The following is a 21,958-nucleotide window of genomic DNA, read 5'->3' as shown; positions in this document are numbered from 1 at the left end:
GTGCTTTTTTGCGTCCCAATAAACATTTATAAGAAAAGTAAACCACAGGATACTTTATATCTGCAGGTAAGAAATTTAGTACCTGTATGTAAAGGCAAGTGGGTATATGTTCGGATTTTGTGATGTAGACGAGTTGTTCTATTGCACTAGAGGAAGGAGTTGGGGGAATGAGGAGTACTGTATATGTTATTCGAAATGCGGGAATCTGGGAGATTAGAATATCGTTAGATATAAGAGTGGATTTGTTGTGGTGGGCTAAAGTGAGTAGCGATCCGTTATGTAGGATGGTGTTACTGGCGAAGGATATTCCACTAGGATGGGCACTGAAGATGGAACAATTGGATGTACAAGTGAGAGGGATGGATTCGTGGAATGTGCATCAGTGGAAACAGTATGCCATTGGAGCTCTCCAAGAAGAACTTGCGGAAGAAGCCAAGTTTAATTCAAATAGAAGTTGTATAAGTGAGAAATCCATGTGGATATGGCAGGTTAAAGGTGAAAGTAATGTGACTAGATGCTTAGATGTTCATTCACAGACAAAGATGGAGCAGGGACAAAGGAGTATGGAGCTAGGGAACAGTGCGGTGTCGGAAGAGCTGAAGGGTAATTCAATGAAAGGAAGGGAGCGTATAGAACAAGTCAATGAGCAGCGGTTAAGCGAAGAAAAGATTCAGGTGTTGTGGGATAGTTCAGGGAAGGATGCCGGACGTGGGCGTAAAGCGGGTGACTTGCGACATGGTGGAGTCATGCAGGAGATGATCAGCGAAGCGAACGAACTAGCAAGAGTACTCCAAGGACGCTCATTGTTGGCGGCAGAGGTTGATGGATTGCTTGCGGAGGCCGCGCCATCCCTAGCCGGCGCTTGGTTCACTGCCGCACAGCTGGCCTATCTCCAGGGCCAGCTTGTGCTTGGCGCAGGCGTCGCTCCTGCCGCCAAGCCTAGTCGCGGCGCGCCGTGGCAGCGCCGCCGCAAGGTCCCCGGCTGCCGCCGCTGCGGTAGCGTTGCCCTTGGCCGCACGGCATGCGCCACGTGCGGCAGTGCGGCTTGCGCCTACTGCGAGGCATGCCTCGCGATGGGGCGCAGCCGCGCTTGTACGCTGCTGCTTCGCGGAGCAGCGCAGCCTGCCGTGCGGGGCACGGCAGGGGGTTCCCCCACCGAGGCCATGGGCCGGTGGGGGCTAAGTGCAGCGCAAAGCGCAGCCGCAGACGCGGCGCTGCGGTTCTTGGCGAAGCCGCCCGCAGGGGGCGGAGCTATGCCCATGCGTGCCTCTCAATCTCGCGGCGGATTAAATCAAAAGCCCGAAACTGGGGGAACCCTCAGTACCTCAAATAGCTCACGTCCTTCATATTCTTCAAGCCTCTCCCCGATCTCATGGGCTTGCTTAGGCCGAGTGAGGCTGAAGCGATACGTTTCTATGCCGTCCACACCCGATCGCTTCCTCCTTTGGGCGGTCACGGGAGCGGGCAAAACAGAAATGATATTTCCGTTACTCGCTTCGATTCTAGAGGCTAGGGGACGTGTACTCGTCGCCACGCCCCGGAGGGATGTCGTGTTTGAACTTGCACCAAGGTTAGCGCGAGCTTTTCCAGATGAAAGGATAGTTACATTGTATGGGGGTAGTGAAGAACGGTGGAGACCCGGGACAATGACTCTCGCGACAACCCACCAATTAATGCGCTTCTATCAGAATTTTGATCTCGTTATCATTGACGAAATTGATGCTTTCCCATTCCATAATGATCCGATGTTGGCCTATGCGGCACAGAATGCTTGCAAACCGGATGGAAAGTTCGTCTATCTGTCGGCAACACCTCCACATCAACTACAGAGGGAAGCATCGCGCGGTATACTACCTCATGCGAAAGTACCTGTTCGTTTCCATGGACACCCTCTACCTGTGCCTAGACGGCACGATATGAAATCGGTGGCTCATTGTCTGCAACAACGGCGGATTCCCCTTAAGCTTCTTCACAACTTGGAACGATCTATTAAGCGAGGCGCACAATTGTTTGTGTTCGTCTCCCGTATTCGCCATATCGAACCGTTCGTGGCGTTATTACGGCGTTATATCCCTGGAATTCGTATAGAAGGAACTTCATCGGTAGATCCAAAGCGATCAGAGAAGGTGGTAGCCTTTCGTGATACGCAGATTAGACTATTGATCACGACAACGATTCTAGAAAGAGGAGTGACTGTACCCCGTAGTGATGTATTTATTCTGGACGCGGATAGTGGTCTATTTGATGAGGCGTCACTAATCCAAATGGCTGGGCGTGCGGGTAGATCTAAAGACGATCCTGCAGGTAACGTATTCCTAGCCTCGGCCCATTGGACAAGCTCACAGAAGGGTGCCATATCACAGATCAAGAAAATGAACCGTATTGCACAAAAGGGTGGCTATTTAACTCGTGATCCTATGAATAGATAAGTGTCATTACATCATTGAGTGTGAACCAATCCATGACTAACCTTTAATTTGAAAAGGAGAGAACGATGATCTGGCGAAGAATATTAGATCCGCTACACCAACTACTTGCACCCCCAGTGGCGACATGTCTCACTTGCGGAAGAATGACGAATAGATCTACACAAATTCATGGGATATGCAGAGATTGTTACAATGAGATACCATGGATTAGGCAACCACGTTGTAGAACTTGCGGACGGCACATCGGTTGTCCGGATTGTACGCGTACGGGTGGGCATGAACGTTTCTTCATATGCAATCGTAGTGCGGTGGCGTATAGTCCTGTAATGCGTGAATGGCTGGGACAATATAAGTATCGAGGAAATGAAAGATATAGTGAGCTACTGATTATGATGCTGGGACAAGCATTTGATAGAATGAGGAATGAACATCGACATACGGACTCACAATGGACGATAGATGTCATCACTTGCGTACCCGTAAGTTCAATCAGGCTTCAGGAACGTGGATTTAATCAAGCGGAGGTATTAGCTATTGGAGTAGCGGGTCTTTCACAAATTCCATTTCGACGACTGATTATAAGGGAGCGTCATACGGATAAGCAAAGTCTGAAGAATCGGAGCGATCGTATTCGTGATATGATGAACACATTTGAAGGTGATCCTGACATCATAAATAGTATTCGAAATATTCTTGAATCTCGACATAGATCACGAGTAAATAGTCCTTTACGTATTTTAGTCATCGATGATATCTATACAACCGGAAGTACAATAAATTCGTGTGCACGAGTATTGTGGGGAGCGGGTGAAGTCATTGGACATCTACTGGAGATCTACAGCCTCACATGGGCGCGATCTTGATAAGTGGGGTTATTCGCCAATTACATACATGTTTTGACAATTTGTTCTGCTAAAAAGATAGACGGAGTATGCTCATATAAGTTAATCTGTATATATTAGATAATAAGGGTATGTGTATTATATGGATTAAGGGAGTGGAAATCGATGAATCTTGGAAATTGTCCGCGGTGCGGAAAGCTTTTTGCTATGAACTTTAGAGATATTTGTCCGGATTGTACGAAGAAGATCGAGCTTGAATATCAGGCATGCGCCGAGTTTTTAAGAGAGCATAGAGGTTCGACGATGGAAGAATTGTCTGATGCTACAGAAGTAACGACACGGCAGATCATTAAATTCATACGAGAAGGTCGTATTTCCGTCATTGATGCTCCTAACCTTAGCTATCCATGCGAAGTGTGCGGGACCACTTTTATCAAAGAAAGTAACATGTGTCCTTCCTGTAGAACCCGACTGACCAAGGAATTAAGTCAATCCGTTAAAGATGGGCAAGCTAGAAAAGAAGCTGATCTACATGGTAAAGGTGCTTATAGCGCGGTTAATAAATACAATAAATAGCAGAATACTTAAACTAGCTATTAAATATGTTTCAATTCAGACCGATAAACTTAGTAAAGGTTATCGGTTTTTACTTTTTTATTGACTTACAAGGTTGAACCTTTATGAAATGAACAGGAAGGTGATTCTTATGAAGATTAACGAGACCGGACGTGTAGGAGCTATAAATTCCTACCAACGCAACATAGAGTCAGGACATAAGACAGAAGAGAAGAGAAGTCGACGTAAGGATGAGGTTTCTATCTCAGCTGAAGCGATGGAAATGCTACAGGCTAATGAGCGTAGCGCCAATTCAGAACGTACGCAACAAGTACAGGATTTGAAACAGCAGGTGGCTTCTGGAACGTATCAAGTAGATAGTAACAAGCTTGCTGAGAAGCTGCTACCATATTTCAAAGAAAATCCTGAGAACTAGGTGAATGACATGGCATTAGAAAAGCTTATCAATGTTTTGGAGAGGTTGAACGTTGAGCATCAAAATTTGATCGAAACGGGGCAACTCAAAAAAAATTCCATAATTGCAAATGAAATGGACCAAATTATTTCATTTGTAAACACGGAATCAAAAATAGTGAAAAAGATTGAGGAGCTTGAAGTAGAACGATTGAGATTTGTTAATCTCTTTTTGAAAGAAAAAGGAATTAAATCAAATTTGAATCTTAATTTAATTGAGGTTTCTAGACTTGTGTTTGTAATGGAAGATAAGCTTCGACTTCAAACGGCACATATTCAATTAAATGAGACTCTAAATAAATTAAAAGTGTTAAATGATATAACTCAGCAATTGATCCAACAAGCATTATCTTATATTGATTTTTCAATTGATGTGTTAAAGATCTATCCTGAACAAGAAGCATTTTATCAGCATCCGTCTGACAAAACTCATGGGATAAATCGCCCTGGTGTTTTTGATACGCGTGCGTAATTGAGGAGGAACATATGACATCTACCTTTCATTCTATAGAAACGGCAAAACGAAGTCTCTTTACCCAAACGGCTGCGTTGAGTACAACAGGACATAATATTGCAAATGTTAATACCCCAGGTTATTCTCGACAGGTAGTAAAGATGACAGAATCAATACCAATGGCACCCTTTGCCTTTCTACGTTCAACGGCTCCTGGGCAATTGGGAACCGGATCTGAATTTGTATCCATCGAACGCATACGTGAATCGTTCTTAGATGATCAGTTCCGTAAGGAGAGCTCTTCTCAGGGAGCATGGGATGTTCGTCTTTCAACTTTAGGGAAGTTAGAAGCCACACTTAATGAGCCTTCGGACAGTGGTCTGGCTAAAGTCATTAATAACTTTTGGGATGCTTGGTCTGATTTCAGTAAGGATCCGCAGGATATCACAAATCGCAAAATTGTAAAAGAAACAACCTTGGCTCTCACAGATTCAATTAATCAAATGAGTCGTCAGATGAATGACTTATCTAGTGATTTGACGAATAGCGTCGACCTACAAGCTTCAAGTATGAACTCGTTATTGAGTCAAGTAGCTAGCTTGAATTCTAATATCAATAAGATCGAGAGTCTAGGGGATAATGCCAATGATCTTCGAGATCAACGCGATTATGCTATGGATCAGTTGTCCAAATTAGCTAATGTTCAAGTAGCTCCTTTGGAGACGGGTTACCAAGTAACACTAGCTGGACAGATTGTAGTTAGTGGAGATACGGTAACTACTCCGGTTACCGCGGCAATGCTGCAGGCAGGATATGAGGGTGGGACTTTAACGGGGGGGGAGACTTTCGGAACACTTTATTCTAAAGATGTTTATGTTGCAGATTATAAGAATCAGTTGAATCAATTGGTTAATACGTTGGCTAATGGCCAAGTCGAGATCACTCTTCCAGCGGGTTCAGTCTTACCTGAAGGAACTATGCTCAATAATGTTCTTTATAGTAATGCTAATAATAATAGAACACTTGGAAGTGACTTAAAGGTCACGGTTAATGGGATTAATGGATTGCATAAGCTCGGTTACACTTTAGCAGGTAATTCACCTGCAGCGGGTGGAGACTTTTTTGTTTCAAAAGATGGTTCTCCACTTTCAGCGGATAATGTTACATTAAGTCAACTCATTAAGGATGACCCGAATTATATTGCTTCTTCTATTCGTACGGCCGGTACAGGGGCAGATGAAAAGGTGGTATCTGGAAACAATTCGTTGGCGCTTCTTATGTCTGGACTGAAGATTAGTAAATTTGATTTTGGTGCAGCGTTTTCAAAAACAGCTACTATTGACGATTTCTTCACCTCGATTGTTGGACAGATTGGGGTTGAAAGTAAAGAAGCAGAACGACAAGTACAGAACGCAGTGTTACTAACAGATCAAGTAAATGGAAGTCGTCAATCCATAAGTGGTGTTTCCTTAGATGAAGAAATGAGTAATTTAATTAAATATCAGCATGCCTATGGTGCAGCTTCGAGATTCATGACAACAACAGATGAATTATTAAATAAACTAATTAACAGTACGGGAATCGTAGGTCGGTAATTAATAAGGGGGGTAAATGGTGTCTATTCGTGTAACTTCTGGCATGATGAACTCACAGTTGCTGAGTAATCTTAATCGCAATAATTACAGTATGAATAAGATGGAGAACCAAATATCTACGGGGCGTAAACTAAACAAACCTTCAGATGATCCAGTGGGTGTAACGTATGCACTTCGATATAGATCTGATCTAGCTTCTAATGAACAGTACAAGACTAGCACGGATGCTGCGATAGGTTGGCTGGATACAACGGATACGAACATGTCTCAAGCTAGCGAAGTTATGCACCGCATCAAGGACTTGACTGTTCAAGGTGCAAATGGAACTTTACCGCAATCTGGAATGGATGCTGTCGATCAAGAAATTAAAGAGTTGAAGCAGCTCTTGGTTGGTATAGGGAATACGCAAATACGAGGGAAATACATTTTTAATGGTCAACAATATGACAAGGCACCGTACCAGCTTACAGATACAGTGTTGAATTTTTCTGATATCAATCCAGATACAGCTGCCGTTGAATACTCCATAGGAGATGAGGTTACTTTCCGTATGAATACCTCTGGAAGTGAGTTCTTTGGAACAAGTACTGATGCGGATAATGTGTTCAAGGTGTTAGATGATCTCTCAGCGGCTTTAGCTAGCGGAAATACTGCTGCTATTAGTGCGCAGTTAGTGAACATCGAATCTAGATCAACCAAGATGCTTGCTAGCCAGACTGAGGTTGGGGCTAGGACGAATAGAATAGAATTAGTGCAGAATCGTCTAACAGATGGTAATCTTAATTTGACGACGTTGCAATCCAAGGTTGAAGATGCTGATATTGCGAGCTTGCTGATCCAAGCAACATCGGCACAGACGATATATCAAGCAGCGCTGAAATCATCGGCGCAGATTATGTCTACAAGTTTAATGGACTACATGAGATAATGAATAAGATTGAATTTAGAGCTGTTAGAGCTATGGGGATGTTATGATCCATAGCTCTTTTGGTTCATAAACACAATGGAGGCTTTAACTATGGAGAAACACTTAAGTGTTGTTACCTTCCCGAAGGGATTGCCGGGGTTTGAATTATTAAAAGAGTATAAAATACAGCAATACGATGAATTGTTTAGTGTTTTGATTTCTGTAACAAATCCATCTGTAGCATTTATTATTGTGAATCCGTTTGAGTTCTATCCCAACTATGAACTTGATGTGCCTGATGACCTTCTTGAGGAAATTGAGATAACCAATCGTGATCAAGTGAATATTCGATGTATCGTGACATGGAATAGTGATCGCAATAAGGTGACATTGAATTTACTTGCCCCGATTATTATTAATTTTGACAGACATAGCGGCAAACAGATTGTATTACAGAATGTACCGTATACAACGAAGCATTTACTGTGGATCAATGGGATAGGGGATTCCGAAGGCGGTGAAGGTTAATGTTAGTTCTATCAAGGAAAAAGGGAGAATCTATCGTTATCCAGAATGATATTGAGATTACCATTCTCTCAGTTGAAGCAGATACTGTAAAGGTAGGAATCTCGGCGCCTAAGACGATCGATATCTATCGTAAGGAGATTTTTGAAGCTATCCAGCAGAATAATCTGGGGGCTGCAATTGATGTGAATCAGCTGCAGAAGATAATGGATGGATTATCTGAGTAAACCTTTGAAATAAATAAATAAAATAATTATAAAATACTATAAACATTTGGATGTGAACCGTCGATATATACTTTAGAGCGATAATCTTCAGGGCGGCCGACCGTGAAGATGCTCATACCACATGGATGTGGGAACAAACCATTTCAAGGAGGAAATTATAATGATTATCAATCACAATATTCCAGCTTTAAACACACACCGTAACATGGGTCTAAACACTAATGCAACAAGCAAGAACATGGAGAAATTGTCTTCCGGTCTACGTATTAACCGTGCAGCTGACGATGCTGCTGGTCTATCCATTTCCGAATCCATGCGCGGTCAAATCCGTGGTCTAGAAATGGCTCAACGTAACACTCAAGATGGTATTTCATTCGTACAAACAGCTGAAGGTGCAATGAATGAAGTGAGTTCTATGCTGACTCGTATGAAAGAACTGAACGTACAGAATACAAGCGGAACATACAACACTAATGACAAAGCTAATATTGGCCAAGAGTTGACTCAGCTGAGTGCTCAGATTAAAGATATTATGGAGAACACCACATTTAACGGTACATCAATTACTGCCGGTGCAACAATTACTACTAATGACAAAGGTGGTTCTATTGCAATCGGTTCTATTACGACTACTGACTTTACAGCTTTGACTTCTATTTCAACATTGGCTAACATTGAAACTGCAATCACTTCTGTATCTACAGAACGCGCTAAGCTTGGTGCTGTGCAGAACCGTTTGGAATATACTTCCAACAACTTGGGTACAACAGTAGAAAACTTGACAGCTGCTGAATCACGTATTCGTGATACAGATATGGCTAAGGAAATGGTTGCTCTTTCTAAGAACAACATCTTGTTGCAAGCATCTCAATCGATGTTGGCACAAGCGAACTCTGCGCCACAAGGTATTCTATCTGTACTTCGTTAATCTTTACGTTATTCTTCGAAGAGACCTTGAAATTCAAGGTCTCTTTTCTTTTTTTTTGTCTTCATTAACCTAGATGGTTTTCCGATATATATAGTAACAACTCAGATGTGGACATATTGATTACTCGAATACATATGAGGAGGAGCGATCTGTGAATAATAGTATAGTATCTGGATTTAGGCATGATATCGGAAGTAAGAATATTTCACCGGTGAAGAGTAATAGTGATGATATCCAAGTGTCGAGAGAAGTAAACAGTAGCCAATCTTCTACGGCAACAGATATTCGCCAAATAGTCGGGAATGAACAGCAGGTTCAACAATTAGAGAACGTCATTCGGGCGTTACAGGGTCCGGAGAAGTCATTTGAAATATCAGTTCATAAGGCAACCAATGTGATTATGGTTAAGGTGTTCGATAAGCAGACGGGTGATCTGATTCGTGAGATTCCATCGGAGAAGATATTAGATGTCGCAGCAGATATGATGAAACTGAACGGGCTTATTTTTGATGAACGGGCATAAAGGAGGAGTTAATTATGGTAATGAGAATTGGTGGTCTAGCTTCGGGTATGAATATTGACGACATGGTGAAGAACTTAATGACTTCGGCAAAGTCTCCATTGAACAAGCTGAATCAGCAAAAACAGCTTATGGAATGGAAGCGTGAGGGGTATCGCCAGGTAAGTACGACATTAGTGGGTCTAAATGATAAGTTATCAACATTTAGCCTTAGCACTTCAATCAACTCCAAGAAGGCTACGGTTACGGGTGCTTCCAATGTGACAGCTACAGCTACAGGTACGGCTACTAACTCGGTTATGAATATTAGTGTGAGTAAATTAGCATCTGCTACAACTGTTATAGGTTCGAAGCTTAGCTCGACTGCATCTGATAGTTTGCTTTCTGATATCTATAAAGGATCAGATACTAGTATAACTATTAATGGAACACAGATTGACTTTGATAAGAGTACAGATACTATCGCTTCATTAGTTAGTAAAATCAATAGTAGCAAAGCTGGAGTCACAGCGGTGTATGAAGCATCTTCAGGGAAAATGTCTTTGACTAATAAAGAAACTGGAAGTAAGGATATAACCTTAAGTGGAGGGTTACTAGATAATATCTTTGGTGTGAATCCTGCAAAAGTAGCCGGAAGTGATGCAACAGTAACTATCAATGGGATAGAAACAACTCAATCCTCAAATACTTTTACAGTCAATGGAGTCTCAATATCGATAAGTGGTACAACACCTGCTGGCCAAACATCGCAAATTCAAGTGGCTCAGGATACAGACAAGGTGTTTGATACGATTAAATCTTTTGTAGACACTTACAATGCAACCATAGCGACATTGAATCAGAAGACATCAGAAGAGCGTTATAGAACATATACTCCGTTAACCACTGAGCAAAAGGCAGACATGAGTGAAGATGAGATTAAGCTATGGGACACGAAAGCAAAGAGTGGTATGCTGAAAAGTGATTCTATTATAGACAAAACACTCAGTGACATGAGAGCTGCGATTGTTGGCAATGTAGTTCTGCCTGATGGTAGTGAAATCAACATCACGAAAATAGGTATCACAACTGGAAATCATAGCGAAAAAGGTAAACTTATAATCGATGAATCCAAGCTTAGAGCAGCGCTTTCGGATAATCCTGAAGATGTATATGCTTTATTTGGACAAGCAGATCACAATCCGAAATTAGAAGGTAGTACATCTGCATATACCTCGAGTGACGGTATCTTTAGCCGAGTGAAGAAGATTGACAATGTGGCATTGACTTCATTATATGACAAGGCAGGGACTTCCAAGTATAGCGCGGACTTAACGACAGCATTCCTTGTTAACAGCCAAATGGGCGCACAATTAACGTCCTTTGATACACGTATTGCGGATGTGAATAGACGATTATCTATGCTAGAAACGCGTTATTATACTCAATTCTCAGCTATGGAAAAAGCAATGAACAAGTTTAATAGTACGTCGTCTAGTTTGACGAGTATGCTATCTTAATGTAAGGGAGAGAGTTCTTTTGATTACATCACCTCACCAAAGGTATCAACAAACCCAACTACACACTGCGTCCCCAGCCCAACTTCTGCTGATGCTTTATGATGGCGCGATTCGTTTTGTGAGAATGGGTGTCTCCGGGATCGAAGAGGGGAATTTTGAAAAAACAAATACGAATCTATGTAAAGCTCAAGCTGTTATTCATGAATTGACAGCAGCCTTAAATTTCGACTATCCAATTGCTAAGAACCTCTCTCAGGTCTATGAATATATGATTCATCAACTGATTAATGCAAATATGAAAAAGAATAAAAAGCCTGCGGATGAGGTTCTTTCTTATCTGTTGGATTTACGTGAGGCGTGGGATACGGCAAGTAAATCATTAGGTGCTAGTCAGGAACAAGCCAAATGAGGACTATTGATGAGCAAATTACTGAACTGGAAGAAATGACGACTACATTAATTAAGCGGCTCAAGTTGGTAGATTATGAAGAGCTAACTGCGTTCACTGAGCGCAGAGAGCAGCTTGTTCATAAGATGCAGATGGGTCAGGAAGATCTTACTGTTGAGGATAAACAACGTCTTCGAAAGTTAATCGAGCATGATGAGGTCATTCTTTCAACAATGAACTCTTTGAAACAGAAAGCCGGTGAATGGTTATTGAAACAAGAGTCGGTCAAAGAACAAAAGAATGCTTACGGTGCGAGTTATACTGTAGAAAGTATGTTTATTGACCATAAGAAATAATGTAAAGGGTTGAGTTAATGTAATGAAGCGACTTAGCGTATGTATGATAGTGAAAAACGAAGAGGAGTTACTGTCCCGCTGTTTGGATAGCGTAATGAGGTTAGCAGATGAGATTATTATAGTTGATACAGGGTCAACGGATCGGACTAAAGAAATTGCTGGGGAATATGCGGCAAAGTTGTTTGATTACACTTGGTGTAATGACTTCGCCGCTGCCCGTAATGAATCAATCCGACATGCATCAGGAAAGTGGATATTAGTGCTCGATGCAGATGAGTATTTGGCTGAGAACGAATATGACAAGTGGAATGAGTTTTTGAATAATGCACAATCTATGGACTATCTTGCTTATACTATGTCTGTGATTAATTTTACAGGAGATAAAAAAACTCAAGAAGAGATTTCAACAATGCCTGTAACCAGATTATTCCCTAACTTTAAAGGGATTTATTTCGAACGACCGATTCATGAGCAATTGACAAGAGGACAGCATGGAGAACTTTATCATAAACAGATCGCTCTGAATATTTATCATACAGGTTATCAGACTCAGCGAGTGACAGAGAAAAATAAGCATGAGCGAAATATGTCGATCTTTAATGAGATGAAGAAACACGACAGTATGAGTGATTATGACTGGTATACAATAGGTAACGAGTATCGCAATGCGGGGGAAGTGGAAGAAGCCATTCGGTGTTATGAGCAGGCATTCAAGGAGAAATACTCTAAATTAGCTTGGTATCCTTTTTGTCTGGTCGGACTTATAAGTCTGTATTCTCAAGAGAGCCGATGGCAACGGGTTGAAGAACTTACTAATAATCAACTATCTGAATTTTCCGATTATGCTGATTATCATACAATTAAAGGAATTCAGTATGAAACGATGGGATGGGTTGATCAGGCTATTGCCTGCTTTATTGATGCGATCAATGTTGCGGAGCAAAGGGCCAGTAATGATCAGGAGATCTGGCTTGTCGAGCCTGCGTATAGTTTTGAGAAACCGGTACTGCAGCTAGTTGAATTATACTTCCAATTAAACGATAATCAGCAGGCTATTTATTGGCTATCTAAATTACTTCATAAGAATAATAAAAACCCACAAGTGCTGTTAAAGCTGGTAGAGTGGCTTTGTCAAAATGAGAGTCCAGATTCAGTGATCATTTTGTTAAACAAAATATATGATGTTACTGATAAATCTAACTGTAATTTACTATTTATAGTGTCTCTTGTGCTTGGACAAGCTGAATTAGTTAAGTATTATGTGAAGTATATTGATTCATTAGATCATCTTAGTCTGTTGGATCAAATCCGTTTTGCTGTCATTTTGGATTATAAAGAGGAAGGGTTAGCATTATCGTCTTCGGATCAACAACTTGATGTAGATGACCAACTGCAGCTTTGGGTTCAAACGGCAGTCGGGGCGATCCGTTGGAATGACTACTCTGGAATTATCCAAATTAAGGATGAATTTAAGACTGATGAGATCTCTAAATTGACTGAACTTATTGTTTCTATGATTACTAAAGAGCATCTTCCAGATGAGCAAGACTTGAAGAGTCACTCGAGCTCATTATTCTTAGTGGCGAAGCAACTGTTCTTAATCAAAGATTTTGAAAAATTTGATGAATTCATCAATTTTATGAGATCATCTGAACTGGTCAATCAATTGGCTAACTACTTCTATAAATTGAATTTGACAGAAATGGCCATGAATTATTACTCCATACTGCTATCAGAACAGCAATTGGATTTCACAAGTTTGATAAATTTAGGAAGGTATCATGTCAATCATCATTATTATGATGAAGCCGTGGAATTTTTCAGTGAAGCAGTGAAGCTGGAGCCGACGACTAAAAGTCTTTATTATTCCTTAATACGACATGCTAAGAACGAACAAAAGGCTGAGTATATCAACAAATTTATTGCGGATTTTCCTGATTTCGTGGGTATAACATTCGTAGATGATTTCCTTCATCAAGAGAAGGAACTGATACTATATTAGAATATAAATAAGGTGCTGCCCTCAACATTATTAAATAAATGGGGTGCTCCTTTTTTTATGAGTTAAAAAGCTAACCTTTAATGTTATCAGGTATATACTTCTGGAGAATATGGAACGATATGGACCTTTAAATCTGTGAGCTTTTAAGTAACAATGAGTTAATGTGCTATCAAAAGGGGATGGTTTTTTTGAAGACAAGTATTATTATTTTGACACATAACCAATTGGAATTCACTATTGGATGCATCGAAAGTATTCGTAAATTCACAAGACTAGGTACCTATGAAATCATAGTGGTCGATAACAAATCTACGGACGGGACGAGAGAATGGCTATCCAATCAACATGAGCTGTTAACGATCTTTAACGATGAAAATTTAGGATTTCCAAAGGGATGTAATCAAGGGATAGAAATCTCAAGTGGGGAGTATATCTTATTATTGAATAACGATATTGTAGTAACAAAAAATTGGTTAGAGAATCTGACTAACTGTATAGAGAGTTCTGACAACATTGGAGCCGTAGGCCCTATAACCAATAATAGTACATACCACCAAAGTATTGAGGTCGATTATCATACAGATGTGGAAATGCACGCTTTTGCAGAGAGTATAAATATTTCGAATCCGGAAAAATGGGAAAAAAGGTTGAGATTAATCGGTTTCTGTATGTTGATAAAACGTGAAGTGGTGGATAAAATTGGATTTTTAGACGAAATATTCTCTCCTGGAAACTTTGAGGATGATGATTACTCATATCGAATCATACAAGAGGGGTATCATTTAGTGTTGTGTAGAGATACTTTTATCCATCATTATGGTAGTGTCTCTTTTAAAGAAAAGCCACAAGCTTATAATGAACTATTACAGCGGAATAGGCAGAAATTCATTGAAAAGTGGAGTTTTGATAGTCCATCTTCATCATTTATGAGATATGATATTGTGAAATTAATGGATGAGCATAATAAAGAAGCTTCACTTAATGTTTTAGAAATAGGGTGCGGCTGTGGTGCAACACTGTTGCTAATTAAGAATCTCTATAAGAATGCAAGATTGTATGGTATTGAAAATAATAAAAACGCTGCATCGATTGCTTCTCTGTTTGCAGACGTAATCTCGGCAGATGTGGAGAAGCTACTGGATTACCCGAATGAATTGTTCGAATATATTATTCTAACAGATGTAGTGGAACATTTATATAATCCTTTGCAAGTTCTGAAAGATCTCAAGAAACACTTGAAGCCAAACGGAAAGATACTAGCCAGTATTCCGAATGTTATGCATTATAGTGTTCTGAGAGACGTTATCAATGGTCGATGGAACAGTACTGATGCTGGGTTGCTTGATCGAACACCTCTCCGTTTGTTTACATTAGATGAAGTGAATAAAATGTTTAAAGAGGCGGAATACGATAATATTAGTTATAATGTGAACGTAACAGCTATGAATAAAGAAGATGAGCAATGGATTCAGAAATTAAATGAGTTAAGTAATCTTCAAGATGAAACTCAATTTAAGGTGTATCAATATTTGGTTAAAGCTAGTAAGACAATCATTGATCGAGAGAAGGCAATAAAGATGGAATTGAATGAATATAATAGGGTTTCTGAACTACTACAAGAAATAGATAAATCTGTGAATCTTGTGGAGAATAGTCAACAATTAATCGATGAATTACAGGAGAATAAGTTTACTATAAATGAAGTGTTTATGATTATTTCGGATGAAATAGGTAATAAAATTGATGTTTTGAATTTTTTAGCCGTAAGTGCGTTTAATGAAGGCAGTTACGACTTTATTATTCCTTTTCTTCAAAAGGCATTGGAATATGATCCGTTAGATAAAGGAACCTTGAAAAATTTGGGTGAAGTTCTAGATTTATTTGGTGAAACCGAAATGGCTTTAGAATATGTTAGTAAAATTGAGGACCAAAGCCAAGATATACTAGAATTGATTGAAAAATTAAAAATTTCAAACGAATCAAAAAAAAGTATCTCTGAGGAGATTTTGAGTATAGAGCAAAATGATGTACCTTTTACAGGGGAAAGATTAGTAATAAATCAACAAGTAAAAAACAATTTTAATGATGTACTTGAAGAGCATATGGTGAGATATGAATTAGCGTGTAAATATGTAAAAGGTAAGTTGGTACTAGATGCTGCTTGTGGTGCGGGTTATGGCTCCAAGATGCTTCAAAAGGCAGGAGCTTCTTTTGTAATAGGAGTTGACGTTGATGAGGAAAGTTTAGAAAATGCTAGAGGAGTTTACGCTGCTGATAATATAAGCTTCAGGTACGGCGATGTGAATGGGCTAAGCTTAGAAGATAAGAGCGTAGATGTTGTTGTTTCATTTGAAACAATTGAACATATTGATAAAGGTTCCGAATGGATAAAGGAATCTGCCAGAGTTCTTAAAGATGATGGAATATTCTTGGTATCTACACCTAATCGAATGGTTACTAACCCGGGCCTATATTACGAAGAGCAACCACTTAACCCACATCACCGATTTGAATACGGAATAATAGAATTCATTGGGGAATTATTGAAAGAATACGAATTGTTGGAATTATATGGACAAAGCTATATCCAAGATAATGTGAGTTACTATAATCAAGTGATGAGACAAGCGAGAGGAATAAATAGTGAGTTTTTACCCTCCCAAATCTTGCAACAAGAAAATCATGCATTGCTTTCTTTGGGGGAAGTAAAAGATGCACAGCCTATGTATGTAGTCGCAGTGTGTAAAAAAAAGAAAAATATCACCGATGAAACGTAAGAGGATTGAATCAATGGATAGGCTCAAATAACTCTTTTGTAGAAAATTTAGTGATTTATTTAAAACTACGTAGGGTATAAATTACGTTCTAAAATAAAGTTTGTGTTAAGGTGGCTATAATGAGGATATCCTTGGTTATGATCGTGAAGAACGAGGCGCGTACGTTAAGACGCTGTTTGGAGAGTGTTTCAAATTTAGTAGACGAAATTGTAATTGTCGATACGGGATCGACAGATCAGACACAAATGATCGCTTCTGAATTTCAAGCTAGAATATTCCAATACGAATGGCAGAGTGATTTCGGAGATGCACGTAATTTTGCTTTGGGCAAATCAACATGTGAGTGGAGTCTGGTGCTAGATGCAGACGAATATATATCTAATGATTGTGCAGATGCTATTCATGAATTCATTCATCAAGGCTCAGCTATTGGTAAAATCAAATTAGTAGATAAATTCATGTCTAACGATCGCATCAACTATGAGCTAAGCTATAACTCGAGATTATTTCCATCGAACTGCCGCTATTCAGGAAAAATTCATGAGCAGGTGGAGTCGGACCTTCCAAGGCGTAGGGTGGATATTGAAATCCAGCATGACGGGTATCTGAATCAACTAAAAACAGATCGAAACATACCTATTTTGTTGAAAGTTATTGAAGAGAATCCAGAGGACCCCTACTACCATTATCAGATCGCAAAAGAGTATCGTGGATTGAATAGCCATGAGCAATCTTATGTTCATCTTAAGCGGGCTTACACTACAATAACTCGCAAAGAGGGATATGCCCCGAGCCTCATAGTAAATTATCTTTATGCTATTATGGCTTCCGGAAATCTAGCTGAGGGTTTGTCTGTTGTTGAGAACGAACAAGATTATCTTAGTGATCATCCGGATTTTCACTTTGTATCTGCTCTTTATTTGTTAGAACTTATTCTAAGTGATCCCAATCAATATGGCGAATTGATGCCTTACATCGAACGTTTTTATCTGAGGGCTTTAGAGATTGGGGAGACAGCTCAGGAGGGTAGCGTGATCGGAACAGGCAGCTTCGCAGCACATCATAATTTGGGTGTATTCTATGAGGTAACAGGCGATATTGAAAAGGCAGAGAAGCAATATATGTATGCAAAGGAATATGATTATGCTCCCTCTATTGAGAGGTTGTCGAGTTTAAAGAGTTCCTAACCAGGTGTCTCTCCACAAACATTGAGGTCATATTTCTTTAACTGGTTGTATTTATTTTCATTTCCAATTGTGATTGGACAACTTTTGAAAGAGTCAGCAATGGCGTCTATTCATCTTAAATTGTTGTAGAAGTATTTATCCTATGTTTGACACCACCCCCATCTGGTGTTATATTCCTAAAGTAAGCGCTTGCTTAATTTATCTTTAAAAACGAAGGGAATGTTTATTTATGCAAGGAAAAGTGAAATGGTTTAACGCTGAAAAAGGTTTTGGATTCATTGAAACAGAAGATGGTGGCGATGTATTCGTACATTTCTCCGCAATTCAAACAGACGGTTTCAAAAGCTTAGACGAAGGTCAAGCTGTTGAGTTTGATGTTGTTGAAGGCGCTCGTGGACCACAAGCTGCTAACGTAATCAAATTATAATCCATCTGGCATAAGCCGACTCAATAGAGTTGGATCAATTGAATAATAATTTTCAGACCCTGGACCTGACTCCAGGGTCTTTATTTGTCTATTCATCTCGCATAATATTATTGTGGAAATATTAACCATGTTTCTTCCTTCTTAATTGGGGGTAATGAAGAGTAACCATCAGGTTATTAATGTAGTTAACATTGAGATTGATCTACCTATATTTTATTGGTTTATTAGTTTTACGAATATAAAATGAAAGAGTTTACATGGACTTTAGACACAGAATTACCTTTTTACTTGGCGTTAACAATTGTGATATAATGGTGTTGCAAAGGAGGAGTGCCTTATGAATTTCAGTATTCGAGGTCAACAAATTGAAGTGACAGATGCTTTGAAGGAGTATGTTGATAAGAAGTTCAATCGACTTGAGAAGTATTTCGATGCACCTACTTCAGAAGGATATGTTACTCTGGGTGTCATTCGAGGATTACACACTGTAGAGGTAACCATCCCATTGCCAGGCGTGATGCTTCGTGCAGAAGATCGTAGCGATGATATGTATTCATCCATTGATGCGGTCGTGGACAAGCTAGAACGTCAGATTCGTAAGCATAAGACGAAGCTTAACCGTAAGTTCCGTCAAGAAGGAAGTCTGAAGACGCTATTCACTGAAAGTTCTGGTGCGGCGGGTTCAATCGTAAGTGGCGATCCAGAAGACGAATTAGAAGTAGTTCGTACGAAGCGCTTTTTCCTGAAGCCTATGGATGTTGAAGAAGCTATTTTGCAAATGAACATGGTTGGACATAATTTCTTTGTATTCTCTAATATTGATAGCCAAACTGTAAATGTTGTGTATAAACGCGATGATGGCAAGTATGGTCTGATTGAGCAAGATTAGTGTTGAAGTGAAATAATCCATCTATTCCTAAATATTAATGAAATAGAACCCTATCCGCGCAACGGATAGGGTTCTTTATGCGTATATATAGAATGATCTAAAGAAACTAGCAGGATATCTTGGAATAATATGTAGCTAAAGTAGTCCGTAGTTCATTGTATAATACGTAGAGTTATGTGAAATGGCTGTAAATAAGAGACAGACTGTGTTGCGGCATCTCTTGCAAACTGTTACAATTTATGCAAACCAATCATTAAAGAATCAATTTCATTATTAACCCTCGAAGTTATGAAGTTGGTTCCACCATCTGTTTCGAACGAAAGGGGTTAACCATGCTAGGACTAGTCAAAAAAATCTTCGGCGACACCAACGAACGTGATGTCAAACGTCTTATGAAGACGGTCGAACTAATCAACCAAATGGAACCACAATATGTTGCACTCTCAGATGAACAATTGAAAGCGAAGACGGATGAATTCCGTGCTCGACTTGAGAAGGGTGAAACGGTAGAAGAGTTGTTACCAGAAGCATTTGCAACCATACGCGAAGCTGCTAAGCGTGTTCATAACATGCGTCATTTCGATGTACAGTTAGTTGGAGGTATGGCACTCCACGAAGGTAGAATTGCGGAGATGAAGACCGGTGAAGGTAAGACTCTCGTAGGTACGCTTCCTGTGTATTTGAATGCGTTGGCGGGTAAAGGTGTCCATGTGGTCACGGTTAATGATTATCTAGCACAACGTGATAGCCAGCAAATGGGACTTATATATGAATTTTTGGGAATGTCGGTTGGGGTCAACTTGAACGGTATGGACCATGCAGATAAACAATTAGCTTATGCGTGTGACATAACGTATGGTACGAACAATGAGTTTGGCTTCGATTACCTACGTGATAACATGGTGCTTTACAAAGAGCAAATGGTACAACGTCCATTATATTTCTGCATCATAGATGAAGTGGATTCTATCCTTGTCGATGAAGCTCGTACGCCGCTGATTATCTCAGGACAAGCTGAGAAGTCAACGGAGCTGTATTATACAGCAGATCGCTTCGTGAAGCGTCTAGTAGCTGAAGAAGACTATACCGTTGATATTAAGGTTAAGTCGGTTGCTCTTACGGAAAAAGGGGCAAGCAAAGCGGAGAAGGCGTTCGATATAGAGAACCTATACGATCACGCTAACGTAACGTTGAATCATCATATCGTACAAGCTCTGAAGGCCAATGTAATCATGCGTCTGGATGTGGACTACGTTGTTGCTGAAGAAGAAGTAATGATCGTAGATGAATTCACAGGCCGTCTGATGGCGGGTCGTCGTTATAGTGATGGCTTGCATCAAGCGATCGAAGCGAAGGAAGGCCAAGAGGTACAGAATGAAAGTATGACGCTTGCTACGATTACTTTCCAGAACTACTTCCGTATGTACCTCAAGTTAGCAGGTATGACAGGGACAGCGAAGACGGAAGAAGAAGAATTCAAGAAGATCTATGGCTTGGAAGTTCTTCAAGTGCCAACGAATAAGCCGAATAGACGTGAAGATATGCCAGATGTGGTGTATAAGAGCGAGAAGGGCAAGTTCAAGGCGGTTGTTGAAGAGATCGCTGTACGTCATGCGAAGAACCAACCTGTATTGGTAGGTACCATATCTATCGAGAATTCAGAGCTAGTCTCCGAATTGTTGAAGCGCAAAGGGGTTAAGCATCGTGTTCTAAATGCTAAATACCATGCGGAAGAAGCGGAAATTGTCTCCCAAGCAGGCCAAGCAGGTACGGTTACGATTGCTACGAATATGGCAGGTCGTGGTACGGATATCGTGTTAGGCGAGGGTGTATCAGAACTCGGTGGGTTGCATATTATGGGTACAGAACGTCATGAATCTCGTCGAATTGATAATCAGCTTCGTGGACGTGCGGGTCGTCAAGGTGACCCTGGATCTACACAGTTCTATTTATCGCTTGGTGATGAATTGATGAAACGTTTCGGTGCTGATAATGTATTGAATATGATGGATCGTCTCGGATTTGAAGAAGATCAACCAATCGAGAGCAAGATGATATCTCGTGCTGTGGAATCGGCTCAGAAACGTGTCGAAGGAAATAACTTTGATGCGCGTAAGAACGTACTACAATATGACGATGTTATGAACCAACAACGGGGAATCATTTACAAGCAACGACGTGAGATTCTTGAGTCTGAGAATATTAAGCAGGTTGTTATGGAAATGATTAAGAACGTTGTTGACCGTGTTGTTGCTGCACATTGTGTGGATGACATTCCAGAGAACTGGGAGCTTCAAGAAGTAGCGGATTATGTGAATAGTAAGTTGCTAGACGTAGATGTTATCACTCGTGATGACCTATGGGGTAAGGAATTAGAAGAGATCATTGATTATTTATTCAGTCGCGTTGAGGCGAAATATAACGAACGTGAAGAGCGTATTGGTGGGGAACTAGTACGTGAATTCGAGAAAGTTATCGTACTTCGCTCTGTAGATAGCAAATGGATGGGTCATATTGATGCGATGGATCAGCTTCGTCAAGGGATTCATTTACGTGCATATGGCGGTACCGATCCGTTGCGTGAGTATCAATTCGAAGGCTTCGAAATGTTTAATGAGATGACGGCTAATATTCAAGAAGAAGTCGCAACTTACGTGATGAAGGCACAAATTGAAGGTAATCAGGAGCGTCAAGCGGTCGTTGAAGAGAATAAGGTATCAACGAATGGTGAACCTGCAGTACACAATCCAATCCACGTTGGCCAACAGATTGGGCGAAATGATCCATGCCCATGTGGTAGTGGTAAGAAATTCAAACAGTGTCACGGACAAGAATCATAAGATAGGTGAACTTTCCCGATTGTATGGGTAATGTACACAAGTAACTCCCTTAAGCTAAGGAGGTTCTACAGTTAAAGTCACTCTCCGTGTGAGAGGTGGATCTTATGAACTGAGGTTCCTTCTGGTTTGAGGGAGTT

20 protein-coding genes are annotated in these 21,958 nt (G+C 40.3%); all 20 read left to right on the top strand.

From position 1 onward, the window contains the following. The first annotated feature begins 167 nt into the window (after window positions 1-167). The 20 genes from BW961_RS18885 to secA all read left to right on the top strand — a co-directional run bounded on the left by BW961_RS18885 (window position 168) and on the right by secA (window position 21,821). On the top strand, window positions 168-2,429 hold the full coding sequence (locus BW961_RS18885) for an ATP-dependent helicase ComFA (protein WP_068584117.1): 2,262 nt from the start codon (window positions 168-170) through the stop codon (window positions 2,427-2,429). A 65-nt stretch (window positions 2,430-2,494) separates the two neighbouring features. After that, a complete protein-coding gene (locus BW961_RS18880) occupies window positions 2,495-3,292 on the top strand; it encodes a ComFC family protein (protein WP_076576946.1) in 798 nt (265 codons plus the stop codon). A 144-nt stretch (window positions 3,293-3,436) separates the two neighbouring features. Further along, on the top strand, window positions 3,437-3,847 hold the full coding sequence (locus BW961_RS18875; protein WP_068584123.1) for a TIGR03826 family flagellar region protein: 411 nt from the start codon (window positions 3,437-3,439) through the stop codon (window positions 3,845-3,847). 130 nt (window positions 3,848-3,977) lie between these two features. Next, a complete protein-coding gene (gene flgM, locus BW961_RS18870; RefSeq protein ID WP_068584126.1) occupies window positions 3,978-4,262 on the top strand; it encodes a flagellar biosynthesis anti-sigma factor FlgM in 285 nt (94 codons plus the stop codon). Between the two features lie 9 nt (window positions 4,263-4,271). Beyond that, window positions 4,272-4,772 (top strand): flagellar protein FlgN, encoded by a 501-nt coding sequence (locus BW961_RS18865; RefSeq protein ID WP_068584129.1) that lies wholly within the window; start codon window positions 4,272-4,274, stop codon window positions 4,770-4,772. A gap of 14 nt (window positions 4,773-4,786) precedes the next feature. Next, window positions 4,787-6,349, top strand: a complete 1,563-nt coding sequence (flgK, locus tag BW961_RS18860) for a flagellar hook-associated protein FlgK (protein WP_068584132.1) — start codon at window positions 4,787-4,789, stop codon at window positions 6,347-6,349. A 19-nt stretch (window positions 6,350-6,368) separates the two neighbouring features. After that, the gene (gene flgL, locus BW961_RS18855; protein WP_068584135.1) at window positions 6,369-7,277 is read left to right on the top strand and encodes a flagellar hook-associated protein FlgL; all 909 of its coding nucleotides are present in this window, start codon (window positions 6,369-6,371) and stop codon (window positions 7,275-7,277) included. A 90-nt stretch (window positions 7,278-7,367) separates the two neighbouring features. After that, window positions 7,368-7,784, top strand: coding sequence for a flagellar assembly protein FliW (locus tag BW961_RS18850; RefSeq protein WP_244555997.1), 417 nt, complete (start codon window positions 7,368-7,370; stop codon window positions 7,782-7,784). Continuing rightward, on the top strand, window positions 7,784-8,008 hold the full coding sequence (csrA, locus tag BW961_RS18845; protein ID WP_068584142.1) for a carbon storage regulator CsrA: 225 nt from the start codon (window positions 7,784-7,786) through the stop codon (window positions 8,006-8,008). Before BW961_RS18850 ends, csrA begins: the two co-directional genes overlap by 1 nt. Before the next feature lie 160 nt (window positions 8,009-8,168). Continuing rightward, entirely contained in the window at window positions 8,169-8,936 is a 768-nt protein-coding gene (locus BW961_RS18840) for a flagellin N-terminal helical domain-containing protein (RefSeq protein WP_068584144.1), read from the top strand. Between the two features lie 151 nt (window positions 8,937-9,087). Further along, window positions 9,088-9,459, top strand: a complete 372-nt coding sequence (locus BW961_RS18835; protein WP_169810274.1) for a flagellar protein FlaG — start codon at window positions 9,088-9,090, stop codon at window positions 9,457-9,459. A gap of 14 nt (window positions 9,460-9,473) precedes the next feature. Further along, window positions 9,474-10,955, top strand: coding sequence for a flagellar filament capping protein FliD (fliD, locus tag BW961_RS18830; protein ID WP_068584147.1), 1,482 nt, complete (start codon window positions 9,474-9,476; stop codon window positions 10,953-10,955). A gap of 19 nt (window positions 10,956-10,974) precedes the next feature. Continuing rightward, window positions 10,975-11,364 (top strand): flagellar export chaperone FliS, encoded by a 390-nt coding sequence (gene fliS / locus BW961_RS18825; RefSeq protein WP_068584150.1) that lies wholly within the window; start codon window positions 10,975-10,977, stop codon window positions 11,362-11,364. Beyond that, window positions 11,361-11,699 (top strand): hypothetical protein, encoded by a 339-nt coding sequence (locus tag BW961_RS18820; protein ID WP_068584153.1) that lies wholly within the window; start codon window positions 11,361-11,363, stop codon window positions 11,697-11,699. Before fliS ends, BW961_RS18820 begins: the two co-directional genes overlap by 4 nt. Window positions 11,700-11,721: 22 nt before the next feature. Continuing rightward, window positions 11,722-13,701, top strand: a complete 1,980-nt coding sequence (locus BW961_RS18815) for a glycosyltransferase (RefSeq protein WP_068584156.1) — start codon at window positions 11,722-11,724, stop codon at window positions 13,699-13,701. 188 nt (window positions 13,702-13,889) lie between these two features. Then, window positions 13,890-16,478: a methyltransferase domain-containing protein gene (locus BW961_RS18810; RefSeq protein WP_068584160.1), complete on the top strand. Its 2,589-nt coding sequence runs from the start codon at window positions 13,890-13,892 to the stop codon at window positions 16,476-16,478. A 119-nt stretch (window positions 16,479-16,597) separates the two neighbouring features. After that, window positions 16,598-17,665 (top strand): tetratricopeptide repeat-containing glycosyltransferase family 2 protein, encoded by a 1,068-nt coding sequence (locus tag BW961_RS18805; protein WP_082867423.1) that lies wholly within the window; start codon window positions 16,598-16,600, stop codon window positions 17,663-17,665. Window positions 17,666-17,894: 229 nt separating this feature from the next. Then, the gene (locus BW961_RS18800; RefSeq protein WP_068584163.1) at window positions 17,895-18,092 is read left to right on the top strand and encodes a cold shock domain-containing protein; all 198 of its coding nucleotides are present in this window, start codon (window positions 17,895-17,897) and stop codon (window positions 18,090-18,092) included. Between the two features lie 337 nt (window positions 18,093-18,429). After that, window positions 18,430-18,981, top strand: a complete 552-nt coding sequence (gene hpf / locus BW961_RS18795) for a ribosome hibernation-promoting factor, HPF/YfiA family (protein WP_068584166.1) — start codon at window positions 18,430-18,432, stop codon at window positions 18,979-18,981. Window positions 18,982-19,313: 332 nt separating this feature from the next. Further along, window positions 19,314-21,821, top strand: a complete 2,508-nt coding sequence (secA, locus tag BW961_RS18790) for a preprotein translocase subunit SecA (RefSeq protein WP_068584170.1) — start codon at window positions 19,314-19,316, stop codon at window positions 21,819-21,821. The last annotated feature ends 137 nt before the right edge of the window (window positions 21,822-21,958 follow it).

The organism is Paenibacillus macquariensis (assembly GCF_900156375.1).
In the GTDB taxonomy this organism is placed as follows: domain Bacteria; phylum Bacillota; class Bacilli; order Paenibacillales; family Paenibacillaceae; genus Paenibacillus_AQ; species Paenibacillus_AQ macquariensis.
The sequence above is the reverse complement of the archived record's forward strand: the minus strand, read 5'-3'. Positions and strand labels throughout refer to the sequence as shown.

Coding starts and splice junctions, on each gene's coding strand:
- fliD (WP_068584147.1), top strand. CDS start 9,474: ATGGTAATGAGAATTGGTGGTCTAGCTTCGGGTATGAATATTGACGAC.
- BW961_RS18865 (WP_068584129.1), top strand. CDS start 4,272: ATGGCATTAGAAAAGCTTATCAATGTTTTGGAGAGGTTGAACGTTGAG.
- BW961_RS18805 (WP_082867423.1), top strand. CDS start 16,598: ATGAGGATATCCTTGGTTATGATCGTGAAGAACGAGGCGCGTACGTTA.
- BW961_RS18875 (WP_068584123.1), top strand. CDS start 3,437: ATGAATCTTGGAAATTGTCCGCGGTGCGGAAAGCTTTTTGCTATGAAC.
- csrA (WP_068584142.1), top strand. CDS start 7,784: ATGTTAGTTCTATCAAGGAAAAAGGGAGAATCTATCGTTATCCAGAAT.
- secA (WP_068584170.1), top strand. CDS start 19,314: ATGCTAGGACTAGTCAAAAAAATCTTCGGCGACACCAACGAACGTGAT.
- BW961_RS18800 (WP_068584163.1), top strand. CDS start 17,895: ATGCAAGGAAAAGTGAAATGGTTTAACGCTGAAAAAGGTTTTGGATTC.
- BW961_RS18885 (WP_068584117.1), top strand. CDS start 168: ATGAGGAGTACTGTATATGTTATTCGAAATGCGGGAATCTGGGAGATT.
- flgM (WP_068584126.1), top strand. CDS start 3,978: ATGAAGATTAACGAGACCGGACGTGTAGGAGCTATAAATTCCTACCAA.
- flgK (WP_068584132.1), top strand. CDS start 4,787: ATGACATCTACCTTTCATTCTATAGAAACGGCAAAACGAAGTCTCTTT.
- BW961_RS18850 (WP_244555997.1), top strand. CDS start 7,368: ATGGAGAAACACTTAAGTGTTGTTACCTTCCCGAAGGGATTGCCGGGG.
- hpf (WP_068584166.1), top strand. CDS start 18,430: ATGAATTTCAGTATTCGAGGTCAACAAATTGAAGTGACAGATGCTTTG.
- BW961_RS18880 (WP_076576946.1), top strand. CDS start 2,495: ATGATCTGGCGAAGAATATTAGATCCGCTACACCAACTACTTGCACCC.
- BW961_RS18815 (WP_068584156.1), top strand. CDS start 11,722: ATGAAGCGACTTAGCGTATGTATGATAGTGAAAAACGAAGAGGAGTTA.
- BW961_RS18840 (WP_068584144.1), top strand. CDS start 8,169: ATGATTATCAATCACAATATTCCAGCTTTAAACACACACCGTAACATG.
- BW961_RS18820 (WP_068584153.1), top strand. CDS start 11,361: ATGAGGACTATTGATGAGCAAATTACTGAACTGGAAGAAATGACGACT.